Below are 22,399 nucleotides of genomic sequence, written 5' to 3'. Positions count from 1 at the left end.
TGCAGCAACCCTCTAGCCTGTGATTGCATAACAATAGGACTGAAAGTCCAACTATGGGAGAATCGAATATGGCCGAACGGAAAAACCTTTCCAGACGTACTATCTTGAAGAGCGCAGGGGCGGCAGCACTTGCTGCACCGCTGTACAGCAAAAGCGCGCTGGCGTCCTCGGGTGAGATCAACATTCTGATGTGGTCCGATTACCTGCCGCCAGCATTCTTGCAGGAATTCGAGACACTGACCGGAATCAAGGTGAACTATACCGGTATCGGGTCGAACGAAGAAATCATCAACAAGATGAAGGCCACCAAGGGGCAGGGTTTCGACATCGTGTCGCCGACCAATAACCGGTCTTTGCAGTGGGAACCGCTTGAGCTGTTGCAGCCATTCGACATGAACAAGGTTCCGATTGATCTGGTGAACCCGGCGATGGCAGCGATTGGTACAGATGCCTGGAACTTTGGCGATTCCGGTGTGCATTGGTTGCCACATATCTGGGGCACCGAAGGCATCGCATATCGGACTGACCTGTGGCTGCCTGAAGGTGATGCACCGTCCTATGGCGATGTCTGGTCCGAGGCAAACGCAGGTAAAACCATGGGCCGCGCGCACTCGATGATGCTGGGCGCAGGCCTGTACATGGAGCGCGCAGGCGAGATGGAGCCCGGTTCCGTCTGGGCCGCTTATGGCGACGAAGATACCATGCGTAAGGTTTGGGGTCAGATCGCAGATTGGTGCATCGAACGTAAAAACCGCATCAAGCTGATCTGGAACGACGCGGACACACAGAAGAACGGTCTGTTGAACGAAGGTGTGATTGTTGGCCAGACATGGGATGGCCCGCCGCTGGCACTTAAATCTGCAGGTGAGCCTGTGCATTATCAGGCTCCGGTTGAGGGGGCGATGGCCTGGGTTGATGGTATGGCAATTCCAACAGGTGCTGCCAATATCGACCAGATCTATGCCTTCATCGACTTTGCCTACCAGGCCAAACCGGCCGGTGTTGCGATCGACAGCCACGGGTACAACTCGCCCGTTCTGGGTGCCGACCAATATTCGGGCGACACCTACAAGAAGAACTTCGCCGAAGCCTATCCGGGCGACTCGCTGGCCAACCTCAATCCGTGGCCGGCCGAAGCGCCCTGGTATGCGGAAACCCGGACCGAGTTCGTCAACAAGTTCAAAAGCGCCTGATAGCTTTTCAAAAAAGTGCCCTCCGCCAAACGCGGGGGGCTCCCAACCCGCACGCCACTGCGTGACGGAACCCATTTGGGTGCGCACCACCAAGCGCATCAATCGGAGATACCAAAAATGAGTGCAGGGGTCGGTGTAGATCTTGAAAACCTGTGGATCCGTTTCGGCGATTTTGTCGCGGTGCGGGACGCAAATGTGAACATAAACGGGGGCGATTTCTTTTCGTTCCTGGGACCATCCGGTTGCGGCAAGACAACGATTTTGCGCGCTGTTTCGGGGTTTCTGGACCCCAGCGAGGGTAAGGTTCTGATCGGTGGTAATGACATGCGCGGCATCGGGCCCAACAAGCGCCCGACTGCCCTGATCTTTCAGAACCTCGCGCTGTTCCCCCTGATGAAAGTCTGGGAAAACATCACTTTCTCGATGGAGATCAAAGGCGCCAGCGCGGCCGAGCGCCGCAAGCGGGCCGATGAGCTGTTGGACATGATCGCGCTGCCGGGACAGGGTGACAAGCTGCCCAGCGAACTTTCGGGTGGTCAGCGTCAGCGCGTGGCGATTGCCCGCGCCCTATGTGCCGAACCCGATGTACTGCTGCTGGACGAACCGCTTTCGGCGCTGGACCTGAAGTTGCGCCAGCATATGCGCACCGAGCTGCGCGAGATTCAGAAGCGTGTCGGTATCACCTTCATCTACATCACCCACGACCAGGGCGAAGCGCTGACCATGTCGGACAATATCGCCGTAATGCGTGCAGGAGTGATCGACCAGATTGCCGATGGCAAGACAATTTACAATGACCCCAACACGGCTTTTGCGGCGTCGTTCGTTGGCGAAAACAACGTTTTCCGCGGCAAGATCAAGCAAGTCATGGGAGATGAGGCGCTGATTGCAACCAACCGATCCGGCGATCTGGTTGCACGGATTTCCACTGTAAATCAGGGTAAGCTGAAAGAAGGCGATGACGCGATGATGTTCATTCGCCCCGAGGCGCTGGCGATTGCACCGGACGGTGCAGTGGGCGACCATTTTGTAACCGCCCGCGTGAACCATGAAGAATTCGAAGGTAACGCCTTCAATATTTTCACCGAAGGCGATGGCGGCAAGGAAATTAAGGTATCGCTGCCCAATCTAGGCCAATCTTTCGATGACCATACCGGGCAGACCATCACGTTGGAATATCAGACCCATAATGCGGTTCTGGTTCCAGCGGGTGAGCTGGCCGCGGAATAAGGGGATAAAAATATGCCCCATTTTCTGAAAGAATTCTTCAACCGCAACGGCACCGGCATGGGATTGATGATACTGGGTTTGGTCCTGTTCTGGACCATCGGCCTGATCATCCTGCCGCAGCTGTCGATGCTGGATTTCTCATTCCGGCCAAACCTGCCCCCGCCCGAGATCGGGGGGCCAAAAGATGTCTATACGCTGGAGAACTACAAATACCTGATCTATGGCCCGGAAGGCGGCAGCCAGGACTATAACTCCGTCGATCTGAGGGTGTTTTTCCGCACCCTTCTGGCCGCGGTATGCGTTACGATCTTCAACCTGATCCTGTGCTATCCGATCGCCTATTATCTGGGTCAGTCCAAGGGCAGTCACATCCGCATCTTTGCGATCATGCTGATCATCCCCTACTGGATCAATGAGATCCTGCGCGCCTTTGCCCTGCGAATCATCTTTGGCGAAACCGGTGTACTGAACACGCTGTTCACTGGGCTGGGGGTCTGGGATATGCCGTTTGATTTCATCCGCAATGACATCGCGCTCTATGCCGGGCTGGGCTATGCCTATATCCTGCTGATGATCTTCCCGATGTATAACGTCATAGAAAGTCTGGATAAAAACCAGATCGAGGCGGCGCGAGATTTGGGAGCCCCCTGGTGGCGTATCCATTGGCGCGTGGTCATTCCCTATGCCAAGCCAGGGATCAGTTCGGGCTGTACTATGGTGTTCATGCTGTCCGCAGGTGCGCTGGCCGCGCCGCAAATTCTGGGTGGGCCGTCCTCCCTGTGGTTCACGCAGCTGATCTATCAGCAGTTCAACGACAACAATGACTGGCCGCAGGGTGCCGCCTACGCCATCGTTCTGCTGGTGACCTGTATCTTGTTCGTGCTGGCCATAATGCGCCTGTTCAAGGTGAATATGGGGGATATCGGGAAATGAATTTGTCCTTCCTCCGTGTAAGCATCTGGGTCTACCTGGTGCTGTTCTTCCTGTACCTTCTGGGTCCGCTGGTGATCATGTCGGTCACGGCCTTCAACTCGTCCGAATTCCCAAGGATGACACCGTGGGAGTGTCTAACCTTCCAGTGGTTTGGCGAATTGTTTCAGGACCAACGTATCCTGAACGGCATCAAGAACTCACTGATCATCGGCGCCGGAACGGTGGTTCTATCGGTGGCGATGGGTCTTGCGGGCGCGCTGATGCTGACGCAGATCTGGCCGAAACTGCGCGCGACCTACTATACGGTCATCATCGCGCCGATCCTGATCCCGGGCGTTGTTCTGGGTATCTCGACACTGGTGTTCTGGGACCGGATCAACCGGATGTTGGGCTTGGGTGCCGACAGTTTCCTGTCAAACGGGATATTCCTGACGGTGATTGGCCAATCCACCTTTATCGCCAGCTATTGCATGCTGGTGCTGGTGGCACGGTTGCAGCGCTATGATATGGCGCTGACCGAGGCCGCGCTGGATCTGGGTGCCACCCATGCTCAGGCGTTCCGCAAGATCATGCTTCCGTTCATGCGTCCGGCGATTGCTAGCGCGGCTGTGCTGGCGTTCTTGGCCTCGTTCGAGAACTACAACACCACCACCTTCACCTTTGGTGAATACCCGACGCTGACCATCGAACTGGCGCAGAAGGTGCGCTATGGCATCACGCCCTCGATCTCGGCGCTGGCCTTCATCATCGTGGCGCTGACGGTGTTCTTTGCCCTACTGAACGAAGCCAAGCTGAAGCGACAGGAACTGGTGGCTGCTGCACGCAAGAACGCTACGGTCGAGGAACTGGCGGGCAAGATCAAGCTTCCCAGTTTCTTTGCCGGGAACCTTGCTGCGGTTCTGCTGGTTGTCTTTGCGGTTGCCACGATCACTGTGGTCGGAACCGCAACCGCCTATAATCCGGCTCAGTGTGTCGCAGATGTCAAAGAGCAAAAGCGCCTTGAAGCTGACCTGCGTATTCAAGAGCTGCGCAAGCAGCGCGAAGAACAGCGCAAAAAGCGCGAGGCGGAAGCGGCTGAGCAAGAGGGTGAGGGTGCGCAGGAATCGGCCCCGAAACCCTCGAATAACAGCGGTTTCGGCAATGTGTTTGCGCCGAATACTCTGGGTGACGAAGAAGAGGATTCTGGTACTGAAACGCCTTCGGGCAATGGCGGTGCCTTTGATCCCAACAGTTTGCAGGCGAACTAAGCGCCTCGCAGTTTGCGCCCGCCGAGGTTACCCCTCGGCGGGCGTGTCATTTTCCTGAATGAACACATCACAGGCTTCGATCATCCGGCCGTTCCATTCAACGGGCGCCGAATTGTAGTTGATCAGGAATGTATGCCCGGACGTCTGGCGCCGCCGCAGACCCTGAGGCATCGGATGCAAGGCAATGCCTGTCCGAGCAGCGGCCTTGCTGATCACGCGATCCCATAACGTGTCATTCGGGAACCCGGCCAGATACCACATGTGGTCGGTCCCTTTCAGGGCAGGTGTTCCGTCTTGAAATGTCAAAAGGTCCGGGGCCTTTCCTGACAGGCGGTCAACCCAGTGACGGGCTGCGCCGCCACCATCAACTTCCCGGGTCACCTGAGGGGGCAGAGTTTCCACAAGATCGACAGTGCAATCCAGTGCAGTCAGCCCGGGGCGACCAGTTGCGGGTATCTGAAAGTCCAGCGTGATGGCGCCAGAGCGCGGGCCCAGAACAGCCAGATCACAACCATCGGTCAGGCGCTGTTCCAGATCTGGACTGATGGTTGCCAGACCCGGTGCAAGGATTACCTTATACCCCGCCTTTGGGATGTTATCCGCAGGCAGGAAGTCCACTGACAATCCAGCCCGGCGCAGCGCTTGGTAGGTGGAAAAGACCAGTTTGAAATAGTCGAACCCAGCCCCTTGAGGTTGCGTCGCCCAGGCCCAATCCGAGGCATAGTCGAACAGAATCGCGACATCCGTTCGGGCCTGTGTGATTGCTCCCAGCCCGGCCAGATCATCGGCGGTTTGGCGCGCCTCGGCCAAAGCCGGGGCAGAGCGGTTGTCCGGCGTCAGGAGTCCTGCATGCATCTGTTCTTGCGCAAAGGGCGCCTGCCGCCAGCGGAAATAGCTGACCACTTCTGCCCCATGCGCCACGGCCTCAAGCGACCACAGGCGCACCATGCCCGGCAGGGGCGCAGGGTTGTAAGGGGCCCAATTGACCGGGCCGGGTTGCTGTTCCATCACCCACCAACGCCCGCGCCCCACAGCGCGATACAGATCGTGATGAAAGGCCTGCATGTCGGGATCGCCTTGCTGCAGAAAGGCCGACTTATGTGCCTTATCCGCCTCAAGCCGGTCAGATAGAAACCCGATCGGATAGCTGTCCCATGTGGCGATATCCAGATCGGTACCCACTGCGAAGTGGTCGAAATCGAGCACACGCCCCATGTAATTGTGCAGCAAAGGCGCATCGGTCAGGGGCCGCAGCACTTCGACCTGTGCCCTGTTGAAGGCCACCACCTGATCTGAACTGAACCGCCGGAAGGCCAGAACATGGGCCGGGTTGGGTTCTGTCACTGCCAGGTTCGGCAGGTCGATCTGATCAAACCTGTCATATTCCATTGACCAGAACACATTTCCCCACGCTGCATTCAGGGTTCCAATCGTGCTGTATTGACCTTCCAGCCAGTTTTGAAAGGCGTGTAGGGCGGGTTGGCTATAGCTGACAGTGGTGTCGTGGCAGCCATATTCATTGTCGATCTGCCATGCAGCGACATGCGGGTTGCGCCCATAGCGTTCGCCCATGACACGTGCGATCCGAACGCATTCTTCGATATACCCGGTATGGCTAAAGCAATAATGTCTGCGAGATCCGAACTTGCGCGGCTGACCCTGCGCATCCACGGCAAGCATGTCCGGGTATTTGTCCAGCATCCAGCGTGGCGGCGTCGCTGTTGGCGTGCCCAGCACCACTTTCAACCCGGCAGCACCTAAGGTTTCGATCGCGCGATCCAGCCAGTCGAAGTGCAGATCGTCAGACGTGGGCTCCATCTGGCTCCAGCCGAACTCGCCTATCCGTACCCATGTCAGGCCGGTTTCGACCATACGTGCTGCATCGTCCGCCCACATCGCCTCTGGCCAATGTTCGGGGTAATAGCAAACGCCAAGTTCGGGGTTCATAGGATGACTCTGTGCTCTGCCTGACCTTTGCCTGCGTCGGGCGCGGCAAAGGTCATTCCGTTGGTAGGTTGGGTTTCAATCTGTGCCGCATCCAGCCCTTGGCGAGCGGTGGTGCAGAACAGCGTTGTCAGGTCTGGCCCGCCAAAAGCCGGGCACGAGGCATGGGCCGCGTCAAAACTGACTGCCTTCAGGAACCGACCCTCAGGCGAGTAAGCAGCCACGCGGTTGGCGCCCCATTGGGCGATCCAGATATTTCCGCTCGTATCGACCACTGCTCCATCAGGGTTCAGCTGGTCTTTGGTAAGGTCGAGGAACACGGTGCTTTGGCCTTCTGGCCACCCGGTTTCCGGGTCCAAACTCCAGCGCATGACCTGTCTGGTGACCGTGTCGGTGAAATAGGCGCAAGAGCGATCCGGCGCAAAACAGATGGCGTTCGAGATCGTGACATCCGGCACCAGCCGCCGCAGTTCTCCGCGCCAGAACCGATAGATGGACCCAGCGCCGGGTTCGGCGTTCTTGCCCATGGTGCCGATCCAGAAACCGCCCCAGGGATCAGCGCGGCCATCGTTGGAACGGGTGACCGTATCGTCCGCCTCTAGATGGGTGACCAAGCTACGCGCGCCGGTTTTCTGGTCAAAGCGCCACAGCCCGGTCTCGGAAGCCATCAACAGCGTGTCCCTGTCCACCCAGCCCGCTGCTGAAACATTTTCCGGGAACTGCCAGCTTTGCTGATGCCCGTCCTTCTGGGTCATCAGGCGGTTGCCGGTGATGTCGAACCAGAATAGCTGCGCCCGTTCCGGGTGCCACAAAGGCCCTTCGCCCAGATCGCAGGGACGGTCGTCAAACACGACACTCATTGGGCGGCCTTGTCATAGGCCAAGACGATCTTTCGCGCGCGCTCTGCAATGTCGGCAACGGCCATTCCCGGTTTATACAGGGCCGACCCGATCCCGAACCCGTCCGTCCCGGCCTTGAGCCATTCGGCAAAGTTTTCGGGGCCTGCCCCACCGACGGCAAAGACCAGCGCGTCCTTGGGCAGGATCGGGCGTATTGCGGCCAGGCCCGAGGGCCCCGCCATCACGCCCGGAAACAGTTTGAGCCCGGTTGCCCCTGCCCTGAGCGCGCCAAAGGCCTCGGTCGGGGTATAGACGCCTGGCCAGCTTTGTATGCCCAGTTTGATCGTCTGCTGTATCACCTCAGCGTCGAAATTTGGCGAGACAATCAGCTTGCCGCCGACCCCGGCCACCGCATCGACCTGTTCGATGGTCAGGACGGTTCCGGCGCCGATCAATGCGCGATCGCCGAAACGTTCCGCCAGAATGCCGATGCTGGTCAACGGATCGGGTGAGTTCAGGGGCACCTCGATCCGGTCTATGCCCGCGTCGATCAGGGCCTGCCCGACCTCGGCGGCCTCGGTGGGTTGCAGACCGCGCAGAATTGCAATGATAGGACGGCTCATGCGGTTTGCCTCGTCAGATTTCGGGCCTGCAAAAGACCTGCCAATGTAGATTGCGTGCTGTCGGCTATTTCAACAAATGCACCCTGCTGTTTCAGCGCGATGGCATAGATTTCCGAGAGGCTTTGGTCCCCGATAATGGCAATCTGCTGGCCCAACCAATAGGGACGGGACGCGGCCAGTTCCGCTCCGATCAGGTATCCCGACAGACGCGCGCGTGCGACACCGGAGTCCTGACCCTGCAGCAGATCAGTGGCCCGCAGGCCGAAAAGGCGCGCGGCAAGTTGTTCCGGTCGGGACAGGGCATCCGCCACAGCCTCGGCAAAAGCTGCGTCGTCCCAGCCTTCGCTGACCGTATGTTTCAGGACGGATTGATTGCTGAGCAATCCGAAGATTTCGCCTGTCATGAATGTGCGGAAGCTGACGACTTCATCCGCGCTGACCTGTACCCATTTGGTATGCGTTCCGGGCAGGCAAATGATGCCGTCCCAGTTTGGCCGGTGGGCCAGAAAACCGGCGATCTGTGTCTCTTCTCCGCGCATGACATCGGGGGGGCTTGTTTGCTTTAGCCCGGGTACGACAAAGGCGCGGATACGGGGATCTGTTGCCGGAACGCGGACAGGTGCATCGGGAACAGGAACCGAAGGTACAGCGGAATATGGTGCCTCGACCCAGCCTTGGCGCGCACCCACCATACCGCAGGCGACCACATCCATGACCGTATCGCCAAGCCAGCCCTCGATCAGGTCCAGCAGTGCTTTTTGAAACCCATCCCGGGGAATTTGATCCATGCCGCTTGCGGACTGAGCCTGGTCCAGAATGGTGTCACCCTGCATTGCCCATGCCCGCAGATGAGTTGTTCCCCAATCAACAGCGATCCATTCGATTGTCATGTTCTCATCCTGTTACTACAACACCGCCATCAACGGCCATGCATTGCCCGGTCATGGCGCGACTGGCTTCCGACGCAAGAAACAGGGTCGGTGCGATCATATCCTCGGGCGTCAGGTGGTCCTTTAGGCATTGGCGTTCCAGATGTGCGGACAGATCTTCTGGCGTGGCCCACATGTCCAGCTGTTTCTGTGTCAGAACCCATCCGGGGGCCAGCGCATTAACGCGGATTTTCTGCGGGCCAAGCTCGCGCGCCAACGACCGGGTCATCCCGGTGATCCCGGCATTTGATGTCGTATAGATCGGATAACCGGAATTACCCATCATATAGCTGATCGAGCTGAAATTGATGATTGATCCGCCCTTGTCCTGCATTTGACGTGCGGCTTCTTGGCAGGCAAAGAAATACGCCTTCAGATTCACCTCGATCATCCAGTCCCAGAATTTGGGCGTGGTTTCGTCAAGCGAATGGCGCTTGTCGTTGGCGGCATTGTTGATCAGCACACCAAGGGGGCCATGGGCCTCGGCGGCTTTGGCCATTGAGGCGCGCAGCAGGTCGGTATCTGTCATGTCGCCTTGCAGAAACAGCGGCCCGCGCCCGTGCTTGGCGCGCATCTCATCAACAAAGGCACTGGCGTCGGAGCGCCCGATAAAGGCGACCTGCGCACCCTGCGCCAGAAATCCGTCCGTTAAAGCGGCCCCGACACCAGAACCACCTCCGGTGATAAAGACGGATGCACCGTTCAGGTCGTGGAAAGTGGCGGGTTGGTCCATCAGTGGCTCTCTCTGGTCACAAGGCGGGTGTCTTTGCCGACAAGAAAATCCAGGTCCGCACCCTGATCGGCCTGCAGGACGTGGTCTATGTAAAGCTTGGCATAGCCGCGGGTGTAATGCGGAGCATCCGGTTGCCATGCGGCGCGTCGGGCGTCCAGTTCAACTTGGTCAACCAGCAACTCGAGCGCGCCCTTGCTAGCGGATACACGGATACGGTCACCGGTTTTGACCAGCGCCAGCGTGCCGCCCGCCTGGGCTTCGGGGCTGACATGCAGGATGACAGTGCCAAATGCCGTGCCGGACATCCGTGCGTCCGAGATACGGATCATGTCGCGCACACCGTCCTTCACCAGCTTGGCCGGGATCGGCATATTGCCAACCTCGGGCATGCCGGGATAACCCTTGGGTCCACAGCCTTTCAGCACCAATATAGTCTCGGGCGTCACCGGCAGGTCATCCCTGTCGATATTGGCCTTCATATCTTCGATGCTTTCGAAGACATGGGCCACAGCCTCGGTCTCCAACAGTGCGTCCGTGGCCGCCGAAGGTTTCACAATGGCCCCGTTCGGCGCCAGATTGCCGCGCAGCACACGCAGGCCTGCGGCAGGTTTTACTGGGTCGTTGAAGGGACGGATAACATCGCGGTTGAAACATTCTGCACCTTCGTAATGGGCCGATATATCCTTGTTCAGAACCGTTTTGGCAGGTCGTAGGAAGGGTTTGAGTTCGTTTAAAACCACAGGCACGCCACCTGCATAGCAGAAATCCTCCATCAGGTATTGGCCCGAGGGCATACAGTTCACAAGCAGCGGGATATCCGACCCGATCTCAAAATCCTTCAGTGTCAGGTCGATGCCTACACGACCGGCCAAAGCCAGCAGATGCACCACGGCGTTGGTAGAGCCGCCCACGGCAGCATTGGCCAGAATGGCGTTTTCAAAGGCTTCTTTGGTCAGAATGTCCGAGGGTTTGAGGTCTTCATCCACCATCTCGACGATCCGTTTGCCAGTCAGATGCGCCAGCGCCATTCGGCGAGCATCTACGGCGGGTAGCGCGGCGTTGGTGGGCAGGCTCATGCCCATTGCTTCGACCAGGGATGCCATGGTCGACGCGGTGCCCATGGTCATGCAGACACCGGCGCTGCGCGACATGCCGGATTCAGCATTCATGAAATCCTGCAGGGTCATTTCCCCGGCGCGCACGGCTTCGGAAAACTTCCATACATCCGTGCCCGAGCCGATATCCTGCCCGCGATACTTACCGTTCAGCATCGGACCGGAACTGACAACGATGGCGGGCAGATCGACCGAGGCGGCACCCATAAGTTGCCCCGGCGTAGTTTTGTCACAGCCACCCAGCAGAACCACGCCGTCAATCCCATAGGCGCGGATGGATTCTTCGACATCCATGGCCAGTAGGTTGCGAAACAGCATGGCGGTGGGCTTCATCTGGGTTTCACCCAGCGACATGACCGGGAATTCGACCGGGAAGCCGCCGGCCTCCCACACGCCGCGTTTGACGCCTTCGGCCAGATCGCGCAGGCCGGAATTGCACGGCGTCAGTTCGGACCATGTATTGCAGATGCCGATAATGGGACGCCCGTCAAAGGCATGGTCGGGAAAGCCCTGGTTCTTCATCCAGGACCGGTGGATGAAACCATCCTTGTCCAGCTTGCCATACCAATGCTGCGAGCGGCGTTTTTTTGTCATTATTGTCAGCCTTGTAATCTTAGGGTCACGCCGCTTTGGCCGGTTTGCACCAATCCGGCAACCAATCCGCATGCGCGATCAAAAGATCGCTGACCAGATTGCGGATCTGTCGCAGGTCGAGCTCGGCGGCTGTGTGTGGGTCCATCATGGCGGCGTGGTATATGTATTCGGGGTTCTGGTCGGTCAGCGCCCGCACGGTCAGTTCCTGCACGTTGATCTGGGTGCGCATAAGCGCAATCAGCTGCGGTGGGAGGTCGGTCACGACCGAGGGTTGCACCCCGTTGCTGTCCACCAGGCATGGCGTTTCCACAGCAGCCCCCAAGGGCAGTTGCGGGATTTGGCCGGTATTGGGCAGGTTGCCATAGGCGGTGTAGGGCGTATTGGTCACGATGGCGTTCATCAGGTCCGCCGCGAATTCGTGGCTGCGGCACACCTCAACCGCACGCCCGTCGGTCAGGGTCTTGGCCTGTTCTTTCCAGTCCTCGACCTGCTCGACGCAGCGGGTGGGATATTCATCCAGTGGGATCGAGAACTGCTCGATCAGATCGTCGCGCCCGTCCTTGATGAACCAGGGCACATATTCGGCCAGATGTTCCGAGCTTTCGGTGCAGAAATAGCCCAGATGATCCATCACTTCGTATCGGACCTTGTTGGGGCAGCGTGGCATCAAAAGGGGCGGTTTCGGCAGCTGTCCACCGGCATATCCCTGTCGGAGCGCAGGGTACAGATCGCGTCCCTGATGCTCGAGCTTGAGGAAGAAAGCCACATGGTTGACGCCTGCGACCTTATAGCGAAACTCGTGCTTGGGCAGGTCCAGATCATGGGCCAGTTCCTCGACCGTATTTTGCACCGAATGGCACAGGCCGACATGTTTCAATGTCGGAAACCGTTCGGCCAAAGCCCAGGTGTTGATCGCCATCGGGTTCACATATTGCAACAGCGTCGCGTTGGGGCAGAGCTGCATCATGTCCTGGGCCACGTCCCACAGGACCGGAACGGTGCGTAACCCGCGCATGATCCCTCCTACGCCCAGCGTATCGGCGATGGTCTGACGCAGGCCATATTGCTTGGGGATCTCGAAGTCAGTCACTGTGCAGGGGTCATACCCTCCGATCTGAAAGGCGGTAATCACGAAATCCGCCCCCTCCAATGCGGCGCGTCGATCGGTGTGGGTGGTTATGGTGGCCCCCGTGCCGACCGAGCGCACCATGGCGCGGGCCACGGATTCGCTCTCAGCCAGGCGCTGTGTGTCGATATCCATCAAGGCAAAATGGCTGTCGGCCAGGGCGGGGGTCAAAAGGGCATCGCCCACGATATTGCGCATGAAGATCGTGGAACCGGCCCCGATAAAAGTGATTTTGGTCATCAGGCAAACCTTTAGCTTGATGTTATTTCACGGCACCGAGTGTCAGGCCCGCGATAAAATGTTTCTGCATCAGGAAGAACATGGCAACCGGCGGCAGCGCCGCGACAATGGAACCGGCACTCATCAGCTGATAGGCGGCGCGGAACTGCGCGTTAAAGCTGGTGATCCCTGCGGTTACAGGCTGGCTCTCAGCACCTTGCGTCAGCACTACAGCCCAGAAATAGTCGTTCCATATGAAGGTAAAGATCAGCACACTGAGCGCCGCAATGGCGGGCTTCATCAGCGGCAGCACCACGTACCAGAAGATACGCCATTCACTGATCCCTTCGACCCGCGCTGCCTCGATCAGTTCAAAGGGCAGGGCGCGGATGAAATTCCGCATGAACAGGGTGCAAAACCCGGTCTGGAACGCGATGTGGAACAAGACCAGCCCGGTCTTGGTGTTGTACAGGCCCAGGTCCAGCGTCAGGTCGCGCACGGGCACCATGAGGATTTGGAAAGGCACGAAATTGCCCGCTACGAACAGGAAGAAGATCCAAAGGTTCGATTTGAATTTGTAGATGCCGAGTGCAAACCCCGTCATGCTGCTGAGCGCGACGCACCCGATGACCGTGGGAACGGTGATCAGGAAGGAATTCATCAGATAGCGCGGCATATCCGAATTGAAAAACACCTGCCCATAGTTGAATGCGCCCTCAAAGCTGGACGGCATCCCCCAGTAGTTGGCATTGGTGAAATCCGCGGCGGGTTTGACCGAGAACAAGGCGACGGCCAGCAACGGCCCGAGCCACAAAAGCAAGGCCAGCGGCAGCAACGCCTGATAGGTGATCTGCGCTGCACGAGGTTGTTTTTCGATTGGCTTGGGAAACATCTCAGTGCCCCCTTTCTTCGCGGTACATCGACCACAGGAAATAACCGATGAAACACAGCATGATCAGGAACAGGATCACCGCGATAGCTGCGCCATATCCCATGCGGAATCCGTATTCGGACAAGGCGACCTCGAACATGTAATAGGCCAGCACGCGCGATGATCCGAACGGACCGCCCTGTGTCATGATTGAGATCAGGTCAAAGCTGCGAAGCGCACCAATGATGGTGACGACAAAGGCAATGAAGGTGGCGGGGCGCAGTTGCGGCAGGATGATATGCCACAACATCCGCCAGCTCTTGGCACCGTCCAGCCGCCCGGCTTCGATTTGTTCGGGGTCCACGGCGTTGAGGCCGGTCAGGTACAGGATCATGCAATAGGCGGTTTGTGGCCAGAGGCCAGCAAAGATGATGCCATAGGTGACGAAACGCTCGTCGCCCAGCACGTTCACCGGGCCCATGCCAAAGAATCCGAGGAATTCGTTCAACAGGCCGAATGTGGGGTCATAGAACCATGTGAACACAAGGCCAACGACCACCTGAGAAATCACGAAGGGGAAGAAAAACAGGGATTTATACAGGCGAATGCCCCAGACCGTCTGGTTCAGGAACAGCGCGATGAACAGACCCGCCGGAATCGCCGCCAGATAGAGCAGCAGCCAGATCAGGTTGTTTTTGAGCGAGATGTAAAAGGCATCCCGGTCCGACCATTCCCAGTACAGGTCTTCATAATTGCGAAAGCCGACATATTCGGCAGCCCCCAGGCCGTCCCATTCGTAAAGCGACAGGTTGAAGGACTGAAAGACCGGAATGATCACATAGACCATAAAGAACAACAGGCCTGGGGCCAAAAATAACCAGGGCGCGATGCGCTGTTGGTTTCGGTGGAACCAGCTTTCTTGTTCGTGGGTATCGACGGCGGTCATGGGCGTCCCCGGTTCTGGTAGGCGGAGTAAGGCGGGTTGATACCCGCCTTACGCAGGTCATGGCTCAGGATTGGCTTTGCCAATCCTGACCGGTTCAGTTGTCGTAGATGCGCTGACGCGCCCGTTCAAGTTTGGCCAGGATTTTGTCCGCATTGTCTGGCTTGACCATGAATTCCTGGAAGCCTTCCATCGACGCCTTGGCCATTTCTGCCGGTGCGTCGCGGTCCCAGAACTGGGCGACTCCGCCCGGGCTGTTTGACGACAGCATGGTAAAGCCCTGCTGCAGGAACTTGTCGGCATCTACCGAGGACTGAGCATTGACCGGCAACTGGCCGAGATTCGAGCCATTGTTGATCTCGGTCTGTTCATCCGCAGACACAACGAAGCGCAGGAATTCACGGGCGGCTTCTTTGTTCGCCGCGTTTGACGGGATGTGGAACGTGTCGGTCGGTGCATCTTCGGCCAGTTCGACATCGGGGTTGATGGCAACAAACTGGTAGAAGTCCAGTTGGTCGTCACTCAGGCCCGCCTCACGCAGCGGCGCCACGGCGAAGTTGCCCATCAGATAAGCCGCCGCATCACCGTTGACCATGAAGGGCAGAGCTTCTTGCCAGCTATAGGTCTGGTGGTTGTCGATGAAGGCACCCATATCGATCAGCTGTTTCCAGTTGGCGAAGGTCTGCTTGACCCGGTCATCCTCCCAGCTGATTTCACCATTGGCCAGCTGGTTGTGGAAGTCATAGCCGTTGGTGCGCATGTTCAGGTAGTCGAACCAGCCACCGGCAGTCCACAGGAACTTGGTGCCGATCGTATAGCAGGCGCGACCGGAATCGACGATCTTTTGGCAATTCGCCAGCTCTTCTTCCCAGGTTGCGGGCTCGGTCAGGCCCAGCTCGTCAAAGATGTCTTTGCGATAATAAACGCCCCACTGATAGTAGGTGTAGGGCACGCCCCACTGTTTGCCGTCGATCGTCATCGCACCTTTGGTTGAGGCCAGATTGTCCGCAATCGCAGGTTCCGCCCACAGGTCCGAGACGTCTTCGAACAGGCCAGCCTCGACATAGGGTTTCATCCGATTCGCCGCGTACCACGTGGCGACATCCGGCGTATCCGCAGTCAAGAAGTTGCGGATCTGGGTTTTGTAGGCCTCGCGGTCGATCACCGTTGTCTCGATGGCCAAATCCGGATGCTGTTGCTGAAATCTGTCGATCATTGCTTCCATCGTGGCCCGGGGTGCCGGGTTCGATGTGTCCAGGAATATCCGCAATTCGCCGGTAAGCTCGGCAGAGGCGGGAACAGCAAGTGCAACGCTCATGGCCAGCGCGGCCGTGGTGCGCTTGTAGATGGAATGCATGGTTTCCTCCCTTAGCTTCCATTTTAGTTCCATATATTGGAACTTAGTTTTATATGTTGAAAACTACACATCGACTCGGTTAGTCTTGTCAAGACCCTCTTGGCTGAGGCCGCAGGTTAATCCGAGGAGACAGAGCGCCCGTGGCAGGTGATGGAACGATAGGGAAAGCATGTGACGTGCTGGATCAGGTGGCCGCGTTTCAGCGGCCAGTTCGCTTTGCGGAACTGCTCGAAAGCAGCCGCTTTCCCAAAGCAACGCTGTATCGGTTTCTGCAATCCCTTACCAATCAGGGGATGTTGTCCTATGACCCGGATAGGCAGACCTATGCACCGGGTTTGAGGCTGGTTCGGCTGGCCCATGCGGCGTGGACGCAAAGCTCACTGGCGCCGATTGCCAGGCCTTTTCTCGATACGCTCAGCGGTGAAACGGGCGAGACTGTGCATCTGGCGCAGCTCGATTCTGGTCAGGTTCTGTATGTCGATAAGCGCAATGCCGCCCAGCCGGTTGAGATGTATTCACAGGCGGGCAAGGTCGGACCGGCCTATTGTACGGGTGTGGGCAAGGCGATGATGGCCTTTCTGGATGAGGCCGAGCTGAACAAGGTGATCTCACAGCAAAGCTTTCACCGGTTTACGGAAAAGACCCTAGCTTCGGAAGCTGCGCTGCGGTCCGATCTGGAACTGATCCGCAGCCGGGGCTACGCCCTGGATGATGAAGAACACGAGACGGGGATCATTTGTGTTGCCTGCCCGATCCGAACGCCGGGCGGGCGGATGCTGGGTGCAATTTCGGTGACCGGCTCGACTGAGCGGATGAATTTCGACCAGCTCGAGGCTTGGATTCCCCGCGTGCGCCGGGTGGCCGAACAAATCGCGGCCGAAGCTCAGGCCTGGCGGTTCCCTGAAACACGCCCCGATGGCCAGAAGGACAGGATACAAGCGACATGACCGGAGTAACTCTGAACCAAACGATTAAGCGGTATGGCCAGACACAGGTGATTCACGGAATCGACCTCGAAATCGAGGATGGTGAATTCTGTGTCTTTGTCGGCCCATCGGGTTGTGGGAAGTCCACCTTGTTGCGGATGATCGCAGGGCTTGAGGAAACGACTGAGGGCCAAATTCACATCGGCGCGCGCGAGGTGACACATCAGGACCCGGCGAAACGGGGCGTGGCGATGGTGTTCCAGACCTATGCCCTGTACCCGCATATGACTGTGGCCGAGAATATGGGGTTTGGCCTGCGGATGAACGGCGTGGCAAAAGCCGAGATCGACAGGAAGGTTCAGGAAGCCTCGGGTATCCTGAAGCTGGACCAGTACCTGAAGCGCAAACCCAAGGCTCTGTCGGGTGGTCAGCGCCAACGCGTTGCCATCGGGCGTGCGATTGTGCGCGGCCCCGAGGTGTTTCTGTTCGATGAACCTCTGTCCAACCTGGACGCCGAATTGCGCGTTGAGATGCGTGTGGAAATTGCCCGGCTTCACAATGAAATTGGCGCGACCATGATCTATGTGACTCACGATCAGGTCGAGGCGATGACCATGGCCGATAAGATCGTGGTGCTGCGAGATGGTCGGATCGAACAGGTCGGTGCGCCGATGGATCTGTATCGGGATCCAGATAACAAGTTTGTAGCAGGGTTCATTGGCTCGCCTGCCATGAACTTTCTGGATTGCGACATCGTTGATGGTCAGGTGACTCATCCGGCGATCACTCAGCCTCTGCCCGTCCCAGCATCGGTTCCTTTGGGTCTGTCTCGGGTCACGCTGGGTATCCGCCCGGAACATATTCAGGTTGATCGGTCAGGCGATACCTGCACCGTTGATCTGACCGAGGCGCTTGGTGGCGTCAGCTATTCCTATTTGCTGACATCGAATGGCGACAAGCTGATCGTTGAAGAGCGCGAAGACGAGCGCAGTAAGCAGGGTACACGCATCGGTATTTCGATCCGCCCGGAACGCACCATGCTGTTTGATCCTGAAACCGGCCTGCGGTTGAGATAATCGCCGTTTAGACAGTCAAAAACACCCGCGTCAAACGAAAGGTCCAACGCGGGCTTTTTGCGTCGAATTATGTATGGATTTTGTATCCAATATCCGTTATCGCGTGAAAACGGGCGCATGACGCCTATCTGGACCCCTGTAACTAGAGGATAGCACCGTATGTCGACCAATGTATTTAGCGGTACGATGCCCGCGCTCATGACCCCTTGCTCGGCGGATCGGCAGCCGGATTTCAACGCACTTGTTGGGAAGGGCAAGCAAATGATCGACGCAGGCATGTCTGCGGTTGTCTATTGCGGATCCATGGGCGACTGGCCGCTTTTGACGGATGCGCAGCGCATGGAAGGGGTGGAACGTCTGGTGGATGCCGGGCTGCCGGTTGTGGTCGGAACCGGGGCAATCAACACCAAATCCGCCGAGGCCCACGCTGCACATGCGCAAAAGGTCGGCGCTGTCGGGTTGATGGTCATTCCCCGGGTTCTGTCCCGCGGGAGCTCATCAACTGCGCAAAAGAACCATTTCAAGGCAATCCTGTCCGCTGCGCCGGACGTGCCGGCAATTATCTACAACAGCCCATATTATGGTTTCGCTACAAAGGCTGATCTGTTCTTTGCCCTGCGCGCCGAACACCCTAACCTCATTGGGTTCAAGGAATTCGGGGGCAAGGACGATCTGCGCTATGCTGCGGAAAACATCACCAGTCAGGATGATGATGTGACGTTGATGGTGGGTGTGGACACCGAGGTTTACCACGGTTTCGTCAACTGTGGGGCAACCGGGTCGATCACCGGGATCGGAACGGCCCTCCCACGTGAGGCGTTGCTGTTGGCTGCGCTTTCTCAAAAGGCCGCGCGGGGCGATGCCGAAGCCCGGTTACGGGCGCAAGAACTGACCGAGGCCATTCAGGTGCTGTCCAGTTTTGATGAGGGTCCGGATCTTGTGCTGTATTACAAGCATCTTCTGGTGTTGAACGGGGAAGAGGAATACCGCCTGCATTTCAATGAAACTGATGCCCTGACAGATGCACAGCGGAATTATTGCGAACAGCAATACGCGTTGTTTGGGGCTTGGTTCGCCGATTGGTTGAAACAAGGTGGGGTGATCGCAGAATGCATGTGATCGACAGCCACACCGGAGGAGAACCGACCCGGGTCATCCTCGATGGCGCTCCAGATCTGGGCTCTGGCCCTCTGGCTGAACGCGCCCGGCGGCTGGACACCGAATACAGGGATTTCTATCGTTCGGTCATGCTTGAACCGCGCGGACAACCGGCCATGGTCGCGGCCTTGTTGGTGGAACCGGTTGATCCAACCTGTGTCACCGGCGTGATCTATTTTGATGTCGATGCTGTTTTGGGAATGTGCGGCCACGGAACCATTGGCCTGACCGTGACACTGGCGCATCTTGGTCGGATCGATGTTGGAATACATCGGATCGAAACGCCAGCCGGAGTTGTCACGGTCGAGCTGCACGATGCCAATACTGTCACGGTCACGAATATCGAAAGCCGCCGCGTTCACAGCGACATTTCACTTCATGTGCCCGGTTTCGGTGAGGTTGCAGGGGATGTGGCCTATGGTGGAAACTGGTTCTTTATCGTCGATCCAAGCCCGCTTTCCGTCATTCCGGCCAATATTCGGGAGCTGACCGATAGGGCCGTTGCTATCCGCAAAGCCTCGATCGCGCAGGGGGTTGGCGGCGAGCAGGGTGAACCGATTGATCATGTAATCTTTCAGGACGCATCGCCCGAGCAAGCGATTCACAGCCGCAACTTTGTTCTGTGCCCGGATGACAATTACGACCGGTCGCCCTGTGGCACCGGCAGCTCTGCTCGGCTGGCCTGTCTGGCCGCTGAGGGTCTATTGGCCCCGGGGCAGGAAATCGTCCAGCAAAGTGTCATTGGCAGCACCTATCGCCTGTCCTATCAGGCTGGGCCCAACGGCGGTGTCATCCCCTCGATCACCGGGCAGGCCTATGTCATTGCGGAATCGCGGTTGATGTTTGCCGAGGCTGATCCATTCCGTTCGGGGATTGAGGTATGACCCAGCAGATCGTCGTCATCGGAGCTGGCGTGATTGGCATGACCATTGCGCTGGAATTACAGCGCCGGGGTCATGCCGTGCTGGTTCTGGACAAGGAAGGCGTTGCGGCGCAGACATCAGCCGGAAATGCCGGGGCCTTTGCTTTTTCCGAGGTTGAGCCTCTGGCAACGCCCGGCATCATGAAAAAGGCACCAAAGTGGCTGCTGGACCCGTTGGGTCCCCTGTCTATCCCGCCTGCCTATGCAGTCCAGATTGCACCCTGGATGTACCGTTTCTGGCGGGCCAGCCAGCCCGGTCGCTATGCCGAGCTGTTGGCCGCTCAGGCCAGCCTCATGCAACTGTCCAGTGCCGCGCTTGAACGGTTGATCCCAGCGGTTGACGGCGAGGCGATGATGCAGCGCGACGGTCAGATGCAGCTGTACGAATCCGAGGCCGAATACCGTGCAAGCCTGCCCGCCTGGGAGGTGCGCCGCCAGCATGGTATCGACTTTGAACTGCTGGAAAGCCCCGAGGCGATTGCCGAAAAACAGCCGGGTCTCAGTCCTCGGTTCACTCATGCGGGATTTACGCCCAACTGGTTGAATACTGTTGATCCCAAGAAATGGGTCGAGCGCCTTGCCCAGACCTTTCAAAACCGGCAAGGCCGGATCGAGCGGCGCGATATTCAGACGTTGGTGCCACAGCAAAGTGGCATGCGCCTTGAAACGGCGGAAGGGCCCGTGGACGCGACGAAAGTGGTCGTGGCTGCCGGCGCATGGTCGCATCATATCGCCCGAACTCTTGGTGACCGATTCCCGCTTGAAACCGAGCGTGGATACAACACGACCCTGCCCGAAGGTGCATTTGATCTGCGGATGCACCTGTCCTTCTCGCGGCATGGGTTCGTTGCCAGCCGGATCAACAATGGCGTCAGGATCGGCGGCGCGGTCGAGTTGGGCGGTCTGAACCTCGCCCCCAATTTCAAACGAGCCGACACGTTATTGCACAAAGCCGAAGAGTTTCTACCCGGCCTCAAGACCGAAGGAGGCACGCAATGGATGGGGTTCCGGCCGTCGATGCCTGACAGCATCCCGGTCATCGGTGTTTCTCCAAATGCGTCTTGCGTGTTCTATGCGTTCGGCCATGGGCATCTTGGGCTGACCCAATCCGCTGGCACGGCCGAGCTTGTTGGGGCCATGGTTGACCGTCAGGCCCCCCCGATTTCGCCAGCCCCCTTTGCTGCTGGCCGGTTCTGAGGGAGGGGGTCGTGCGCAGTATCAAAACTCTCCACGTGATCTCCGCCCATGCCGAAGGCGAGGTCGGAGATGTCATCGTTGGCGGTGTTCTTCCGCCACCCGGTGATACCTTATGGGAGCAGCGGTCGTTCATCGCGCGCGACCAGTCCTTGCGCAACTTTGTCCTGAATGAACCGCGCGGGGGTGTATTTCGTCATGTAAACCTGTTGGTGCCGCCCAAACATCCGCAAGCAGATGCAGGCTTCATTATCATGGAGCCCGAAGACACACCGCCAATGTCTGGTTCAAACTCGATCTGCGTGGCCACCGTGCTGCTGGATAGCGGGATCATTCCGATGCAGGAACCGGTTACACATCTGACGCTTGAGGCACCGGGCGGGCTGGTCCCGGTGCGCGCCGAATGCCGGAATGGCAAGGCCGAGCGCATATTTGTGCAGAACCTGCCCAGTTTTGTAGACCGGCTCGCCGTTCCGCTTGAAGTGCCGGGCCTTGGCACACTGACCGTGGATACGGCCTATGGGGGCGACAGTTTCGTGGTGGTCGATGCGGCGGCGCTTGGGTTTGACATCGTGCAGGACGAGGCGCGTGACATTGCGCGGCTGGGTGTAGCGATCACCAATGCGGCCAACGAACAAATTGGGTTTACGCATCCCGAAAACCCGGACTGGAATCACATTTCATTCTGCGCTTTTTGTGGCCCGACCGAGCGGGTAGCAAATGGCCTGCGCGGAAAATCCGCCGTGGCGATCCAGCCGGGCAAAGTTGATCGGTCCCCTACCGGTACCGCAGTTTCTGCCCGCATGGCCTTGATGGCCGCCAAGGGAGAAATGGCAGTCGGGCAATCTTTCCAGGCGGTTTCGATCATCGGCTCGTCTTTCACCGGACAGGTCGTCGAGGCCACAACGATCGGGGGGCGTGCCGCGATCATTCCCGAGATCAGTGGCCGCGGATGGATTACCGGTACACATCAACACATGCTTGACCCGGACGATCCCTGGCCGGGCGGATATAAGCTCAGCGATACCTGGGGCGTCTGAATTTTGCCCATTGGCAAGCAGTTTTGATGATTTTCCGCAAACCGTGTCAAAATGCGCGGTCTCTGGCGATTGATCCCAAGCCAAACGTCATTTAAGGGAGGCCCTGTCAATACAGAGTCATCCCGGGACGGCAGTCTTGTTACGTCCCTTACGCGCCACGCCGATGTGGCCCCAACTCTTGGATCGC

20 protein-coding genes are annotated in these 22,399 nt (G+C 58.1%); 10 read left to right on the top strand and 10 right to left on the bottom strand.

Annotated features, from left to right (window positions below):
* Window positions 1–68 precede the first annotated feature (68 nt).
* The 4 genes from AC2FIZ_RS13645 (at window position 69) to AC2FIZ_RS13630 (ending at window position 4,603) form a co-directional block, all read left to right on the top strand.
* Window positions 69–1,193 (top strand): extracellular solute-binding protein, encoded by a 1,125-nt coding sequence (locus AC2FIZ_RS13645; RefSeq protein ID WP_496691368.1) that lies wholly within the window; start codon window positions 69–71, stop codon window positions 1,191–1,193.
* 117 nt (window positions 1,194–1,310) lie between these two features.
* Window positions 1,311–2,423, top strand: coding sequence for an ABC transporter ATP-binding protein (locus tag AC2FIZ_RS13640; protein ID WP_142636146.1), 1,113 nt, complete (start codon window positions 1,311–1,313; stop codon window positions 2,421–2,423).
* Window positions 2,424–2,435: 12 nt separating this feature from the next.
* On the top strand, window positions 2,436–3,356 hold the full coding sequence (locus tag AC2FIZ_RS13635) for an ABC transporter permease (protein WP_282027181.1): 921 nt from the start codon (window positions 2,436–2,438) through the stop codon (window positions 3,354–3,356).
* The gene (locus AC2FIZ_RS13630; RefSeq protein ID WP_142636150.1) at window positions 3,353–4,603 is read left to right on the top strand and encodes an ABC transporter permease; all 1,251 of its coding nucleotides are present in this window, start codon (window positions 3,353–3,355) and stop codon (window positions 4,601–4,603) included. Before AC2FIZ_RS13635 ends, AC2FIZ_RS13630 begins: the two co-directional genes overlap by 4 nt.
* 27 nt (window positions 4,604–4,630) lie before the next feature.
* On the opposite strand, the gene AC2FIZ_RS13625 is transcribed toward AC2FIZ_RS13630, so the two are convergent.
* The 10 genes from AC2FIZ_RS13625 to AC2FIZ_RS13580 form a co-directional block, all read right to left on the bottom strand.
* A complete protein-coding gene (locus tag AC2FIZ_RS13625) occupies window positions 4,631–6,550 on the bottom strand; it encodes a beta-galactosidase (protein WP_496791178.1) in 1,920 nt (639 codons plus the stop codon).
* Window positions 6,547–7,407 carry an SMP-30/gluconolactonase/LRE family protein gene (locus AC2FIZ_RS13620; protein WP_281995056.1) on the bottom strand — a complete coding sequence of 287 codons (861 nt, stop codon included), beginning with the start codon at window positions 7,405–7,407 and terminating at the stop codon, window positions 6,547–6,549. Before AC2FIZ_RS13620 ends, AC2FIZ_RS13625 begins: the two co-directional genes overlap by 4 nt.
* Window positions 7,404–8,009 (bottom strand): 2-dehydro-3-deoxy-6-phosphogalactonate aldolase, encoded by a 606-nt coding sequence (locus tag AC2FIZ_RS13615; RefSeq protein WP_142636156.1) that lies wholly within the window; start codon window positions 8,007–8,009, stop codon window positions 7,404–7,406. The genes AC2FIZ_RS13620 and AC2FIZ_RS13615 overlap by 4 nt, the downstream gene beginning before the upstream one ends.
* Window positions 8,006–8,899, bottom strand: coding sequence for a 2-dehydro-3-deoxygalactonokinase (locus AC2FIZ_RS13610; RefSeq protein ID WP_142636158.1), 894 nt, complete (start codon window positions 8,897–8,899; stop codon window positions 8,006–8,008). The genes AC2FIZ_RS13615 and AC2FIZ_RS13610 overlap by 4 nt, the downstream gene beginning before the upstream one ends.
* A 4-nt stretch (window positions 8,900–8,903) precedes the next feature.
* Window positions 8,904–9,671 carry an SDR family NAD(P)-dependent oxidoreductase gene (locus AC2FIZ_RS13605; RefSeq protein WP_142636160.1) on the bottom strand — a complete coding sequence of 256 codons (768 nt, stop codon included), beginning with the start codon at window positions 9,669–9,671 and terminating at the stop codon, window positions 8,904–8,906.
* The gene (locus AC2FIZ_RS13600; RefSeq protein WP_281995058.1) at window positions 9,671–11,380 is read right to left on the bottom strand and encodes an IlvD/Edd family dehydratase; all 1,710 of its coding nucleotides are present in this window, start codon (window positions 11,378–11,380) and stop codon (window positions 9,671–9,673) included. The genes AC2FIZ_RS13605 and AC2FIZ_RS13600 overlap by 1 nt, the downstream gene beginning before the upstream one ends.
* 25 nt (window positions 11,381–11,405) lie before the next feature.
* Window positions 11,406–12,746: an alpha-glucosidase/alpha-galactosidase gene (locus AC2FIZ_RS13595; RefSeq protein WP_281995059.1), complete on the bottom strand. Its 1,341-nt coding sequence runs from the start codon at window positions 12,744–12,746 to the stop codon at window positions 11,406–11,408.
* Window positions 12,747–12,768: 22 nt separating this feature from the next.
* On the bottom strand, window positions 12,769–13,617 hold the full coding sequence (locus AC2FIZ_RS13590; RefSeq protein ID WP_142636166.1) for a carbohydrate ABC transporter permease: 849 nt from the start codon (window positions 13,615–13,617) through the stop codon (window positions 12,769–12,771).
* A gap of 1 nt (window position 13,618) precedes the next feature.
* Window positions 13,619–14,542: a carbohydrate ABC transporter permease gene (locus AC2FIZ_RS13585; protein WP_142636168.1), complete on the bottom strand. Its 924-nt coding sequence runs from the start codon at window positions 14,540–14,542 to the stop codon at window positions 13,619–13,621.
* 94 nt (window positions 14,543–14,636) lie between these two features.
* Complete coding sequence (locus AC2FIZ_RS13580; protein WP_142636170.1) at window positions 14,637–15,896, bottom strand: ABC transporter substrate-binding protein; 1,260 nt, start codon at window positions 15,894–15,896, stop codon at window positions 14,637–14,639.
* Window positions 15,897–16,036: 140 nt separating this feature from the next.
* Between AC2FIZ_RS13580 and AC2FIZ_RS13575 the strand changes: the two genes are divergently transcribed.
* From AC2FIZ_RS13575 to AC2FIZ_RS13550, 6 genes are all read left to right on the top strand, one after another.
* Entirely contained in the window at window positions 16,037–16,843 is an 807-nt protein-coding gene (locus AC2FIZ_RS13575) for an IclR family transcriptional regulator (RefSeq protein ID WP_281972961.1), read from the top strand.
* On the top strand, window positions 16,840–17,898 hold the full coding sequence (locus tag AC2FIZ_RS13570) for an ABC transporter ATP-binding protein (protein WP_271948765.1): 1,059 nt from the start codon (window positions 16,840–16,842) through the stop codon (window positions 17,896–17,898). The genes AC2FIZ_RS13575 and AC2FIZ_RS13570 overlap by 4 nt, the downstream gene beginning before the upstream one ends.
* Window positions 17,899–18,057: 159 nt before the next feature.
* On the top strand, window positions 18,058–19,017 hold the full coding sequence (locus AC2FIZ_RS13565; protein WP_496791175.1) for a dihydrodipicolinate synthase family protein: 960 nt from the start codon (window positions 18,058–18,060) through the stop codon (window positions 19,015–19,017).
* Window positions 19,008–19,940 carry a 4-hydroxyproline epimerase gene (locus AC2FIZ_RS13560; RefSeq protein WP_281972959.1) on the top strand — a complete coding sequence of 311 codons (933 nt, stop codon included), beginning with the start codon at window positions 19,008–19,010 and terminating at the stop codon, window positions 19,938–19,940. Before AC2FIZ_RS13565 ends, AC2FIZ_RS13560 begins: the two co-directional genes overlap by 10 nt.
* Window positions 19,937–21,175: an NAD(P)/FAD-dependent oxidoreductase gene (locus tag AC2FIZ_RS13555; RefSeq protein WP_496791173.1), complete on the top strand. Its 1,239-nt coding sequence runs from the start codon at window positions 19,937–19,939 to the stop codon at window positions 21,173–21,175. The genes AC2FIZ_RS13560 and AC2FIZ_RS13555 overlap by 4 nt, the downstream gene beginning before the upstream one ends.
* A gap of 11 nt (window positions 21,176–21,186) precedes the next feature.
* The gene (locus AC2FIZ_RS13550) at window positions 21,187–22,212 is read left to right on the top strand and encodes a trans-3-hydroxy-L-proline dehydratase (protein WP_282021742.1); all 1,026 of its coding nucleotides are present in this window, start codon (window positions 21,187–21,189) and stop codon (window positions 22,210–22,212) included.
* Window positions 22,213–22,399 lie beyond the last annotated feature (187 nt).

The organism is Ruegeria sp. CDSB022, from assembly GCF_059611145.1.
Note: the sequence above shows the minus strand (reverse complement) of the source record. Positions and strands in the feature narration are given on the sequence as shown.